This is a genomic window from Paraclostridium benzoelyticum (assembly GCF_001006285.1).
GTDB classification, from domain to species: domain Bacteria; phylum Bacillota; class Clostridia; order Peptostreptococcales; family Peptostreptococcaceae; genus Paraclostridium; species Paraclostridium benzoelyticum.
In genome coordinates, this window is the sequence record NZ_LBBT01000328.1 from 1 (window position 1) to 3,761 (window position 3,761).

Sequence of the window (3,761 nt, forward strand, 5' to 3'; positions counted from 1 at the left end):
ATAATATTTAGAGTTGATATATATCAATTGATTTGATATAATTTGTATTAATATTAATATAGTTGCTATGAAAAGGAAGAGTAAAATAGAAACAATTTTCAGAGAGGATATATCATAGGCTGAAAGTATATCTAAAAATGACTATTTGAAAACTACCTTGGAGCAGAGTTTAGTAGCTTATAAGCGCTTATAAGTAAAAGTACTCGGTTGACAACCTTATAGTCATCAAGAGGGCAATGTTTATAACATGCCAACTTGGGTGGAACCGCGAATGTTACTCGTCCCATGATTTTCATGGGCCGAGTTTTTTTATTTTATACAAAAAAAATAAGGAGGTAAGGTCATGATAAAAGTTACTTTAAAAGACGGATCTGTAAAGGAGTATGCTAAAGGTACTACAGTTATGGATATTGCTAAATCGATAAGTGAAGGATTAGCTAGAAGTATAGTAGCTGCATCTGTTAATGAAGAGGTTGTTGGGTTAGATTTCGAAGTTAATGAAGATTGCGAATTAAATTTATTTAAATTTGATGATGAAGAAGGAAAAGATGTGTTCAGACATACATCTGCTCACATGTTAGCTCAAGCTATAAAAAGATTATACCCTGAAGCTAAATTAGCTATAGGGCCAAGTATTGAGAATGGATTCTACTATGATATAGACTTAGAGTACAGATTAACTCCAGAGGATTTAGAAAAAATAGAAGCTGAAATGAAAAAAATAGCTAAAGAAGATTTAGCTATAGAGAGATTTGAATTAAGTAGAGAAGATGCTATAAAGTTAATGGAAGAACAAGGGGAAAGCTACAAGGTAGAACTTATATCAGAACTACCTGAGGGAGAAGTTATATCTTTATATAAGCAAGGAGATTTTACAGATTTATGTAGAGGACCACATTTACCTTCTACTAAAAAGGTTAAAGCTATAAAAATTCAAAACGTGACAGGGGCTTACTGGCGTGGAGATGAAAAAAATAAGATGCTACAAAGAATATATGGAACATCTTTTGAGAAGAACAAAGATTTAGAAGCGTATTTACATTTAGTAGAAGAAGCTAAGAAAAGAGACCATAGAAAATTAGGTAGAGAATTAGAATTATTCTTCATACCAGAAGAAGGACCAGGATTCCCATTATTCTTACCAAAAGGTATGGAACTTAAAAATGAATTATTAAAATTCTGGAGAGAATTACACAGAAAAGACGGATATGTAGAAATAGAAACTCCAATAATATTAAATCAAAAACTATGGGAAACTTCAGGACACTGGTATCACTATAAAGAAAACATGTATACTGTAGATATAGATGACATGCAATTTGCTATAAAACCAATGAACTGCCCAGGTGGTATGTTATACTACAACTTTAAGCAGCATTCATACAAAGATTTCCCTATGAGAGTGGCTGAGTTAGGAAGAGTTCATAGACATGAATTATCTGGAGCTTTAAATGGTCTTAAGAGAGTTAGAGCATTTACTCAAGATGATGCACATATATTCATGTTACCGGAACAAATAAAGGATGAAATAAAAGGTGTTGTTTCATTAATAGATAAGGTGTATTCTGCATTTGGATTTGAATATCACTTAGAATTATCAACTAGACCAGAAGATTCAATGGGAACAGATGAAGAGTGGGAAGCGGCTGAAAATGGATTAAGAGAAGCTCTAGAAGAATTAAATCTACCTTATGTAATAAATGAAGGAGATGGAGCATTCTATGGTCCTAAGATAGACTTCCACTTAAAAGACTGTTTAGGAAGAACTTGGCAATGTGGAACTATACAATTAGATATGCAATTACCACAAAGATTTGATATCAGCTATATAGGTGAAGATGGGGAAAAACATAGACCTGTTATGATCCATAGAGTTGCATTAGGAAGTATAGAAAGATTTATAGGTATATTAATAGAACACTATGCTGGTAAATTCCCAACTTGGATATCTCCAGTTCAAGCTAAAATATTACTAGTATCTGATAGATTTAAAGAGTATGCAGAAGAAGTTAGAAATGCATTGTTTGATAAAGGTATAAGAGTAGAGCTTGATGATAGAGCTGAAAAAATAGGATATAAAATAAGAGAAGCTCAACTTCAAAAGGTTCCTTATATGTTAGTAGTTGGGGAAAAAGAAGTTAATGAAAAGAAAGTTTCTGTAAGATCAAGAGACAATGGAGAAATGGGTGCAATGGATGTAGAAGCATTTATTGCAAATGTATTAAAAGAAGTAGAAGAAAGAACTAACGTAATTCAAGCATAATAAATAATAAAAAAGTTAGCCTTAAAGGCTAACTTTTTTTATACACATTCTTTTCTTATTATATTTTTTAACTCTTCGTGAGTCATAGTTTCTTTGTCAAATAGATGTTGAGAAACTAAATGAAGGTCATTTAAACTTGAGTTTAGAAGATTAAGAGTTTCTTCATAACAAGAATCTATTATACTAGTAGTTTCTTCTTGGATTTGTTTTGATAAAAAGCTTTTTTGATTTTGATCTATAGTCATAGCACCAAGATTACTCATACCATAGTCACAAACCATTTGAGTTGCTATATCAGTTACTTTTTTCAAGTCATCCTTAGCTCCTGTAGATTTATGACCGAATATTATTTCTTCAGCAGCTTTACCTGCAAGTAAGATTTTAATTTTTCCTAAAAGTTCATCTTTAGTATAAATATATCTATCTTCATCTGGAAGTTGAAGTACATATCCTAGTGCTTGGCCTCTAGGTATTATAGATATTTTTTGTATAGGGTTTATACCTAATGTATTACTAACTAAAGCATGACCAGCTTCGTGGTAAGACACTATACGTTTTTCTTTTTCAATAAGTTTTGAATTTTTTGATTCAAGTCCAGCGATAACTCTTTCAATAGCTTTGTCAAAATGAATACTATTGATATTTTCGCTGCTTTCTCTTACTGCAAATATAGCAGCTTCATTTGCTATATTTGCTAAGTGAGCACCATTGAATCCGTGAGTTTTTTTAGCTAATAAGTTTAAGTCTACAGAGTTATCAATTGGTTTGTTTTTAGTATGAACTTTTAGTATTTCTAGTCTAGTGTGATAATTAGGTTCTCCTATATGGACATGTCTGTCAAATCTACCTGGTCTAAGTAGTGCATCGTCTAATAAATCTAATCTGTTAGTTGAACCTACAATAAGTATATTAGAATCTTTATTAAATCCATCCATCTCAACAAGAAGTTGGTTTAATGTTTGATCCTTTTCATTATTGCTTTCTAGATGTCTTTTAGCTCCTATTGCGTCAATTTCATCTATAAATATTATACTAGGGGCTTCTTTTCTAGCCTTTTCAAACAATGTTCTAACTCTTTTTGCACCTACGCCAACATATTTTTCAACGAATTCAGATCCTGTTACATTGAAAAATGATGCGTTTGTTTCACCAGCCATAGCTGATGCAAGTAATGTCTTACCTGTACCAGGAGGTCCATAGAATAAAACCCCCTTAGGAATCTTAGCACCCATTTTTTGATACTTTGTTGGGTTTTTCATGAAATCAACTATTTCAAATAGTTCTTCTTTAACCTCTTCTAATCCAGCTACATCGTTGAATGTTGTTTTAGGCTTAGTTGAATCAGAGTTATCATTAGAAGTTTCTTTTTCCATTTTTGTCTGATTAAACGCAGGCGCAGGGTTGTTGATTTTTTTAAAAAAATTATTTAACATTTTCATAGTCAAACACCTCAGTTATAAAAATTGTTGTTGTTACATATATTTGCCGATTTTCAAAT

The 3,761-nt window shown here is 31.6% G+C and carries 2 protein-coding genes and 1 other annotated feature; of the genes, one reads left to right on the forward strand and one right to left on the reverse strand.

What is annotated here, in order from left to right:
• Window positions 1-58 precede the first annotated feature (58 nt).
• Window positions 59-289 (forward strand) — a binding site (T-box leader).
• A 54-nt stretch (window positions 290-343) separates the two neighbouring features.
• Window positions 344-2,263: a threonine--tRNA ligase gene (gene thrS, locus VN21_RS15720; protein ID WP_046824090.1), complete on the forward strand. Its 1,920-nt coding sequence runs from the start codon at window positions 344-346 to the stop codon at window positions 2,261-2,263.
• Window positions 2,264-2,301: 38 nt separating this feature from the next.
• Here the strand turns inward: thrS and VN21_RS15725 are convergent, their stop codons facing one another.
• Complete coding sequence (locus VN21_RS15725; RefSeq protein WP_021428474.1) at window positions 2,302-3,702, reverse strand: ATP-dependent metallopeptidase FtsH/Yme1/Tma family protein; 1,401 nt, start codon at window positions 3,700-3,702, stop codon at window positions 2,302-2,304.
• Window positions 3,703-3,761 lie beyond the last annotated feature (59 nt).

What these genes read in the sequence shown, in the direction of transcription:
- thrS (WP_046824090.1), top strand. Translation starts at nt 344, where the DNA reads ATGATAAAAGTTACTTTAAAAGACGGATCTGTAAAGGAGTATGCTAAA.
- VN21_RS15725 (WP_021428474.1), bottom strand. Translation starts at nt 3,702, where the DNA reads ATGAAAATGTTAAATAATTTTTTTAAAAAAATCAACAACCCTGCGCCT.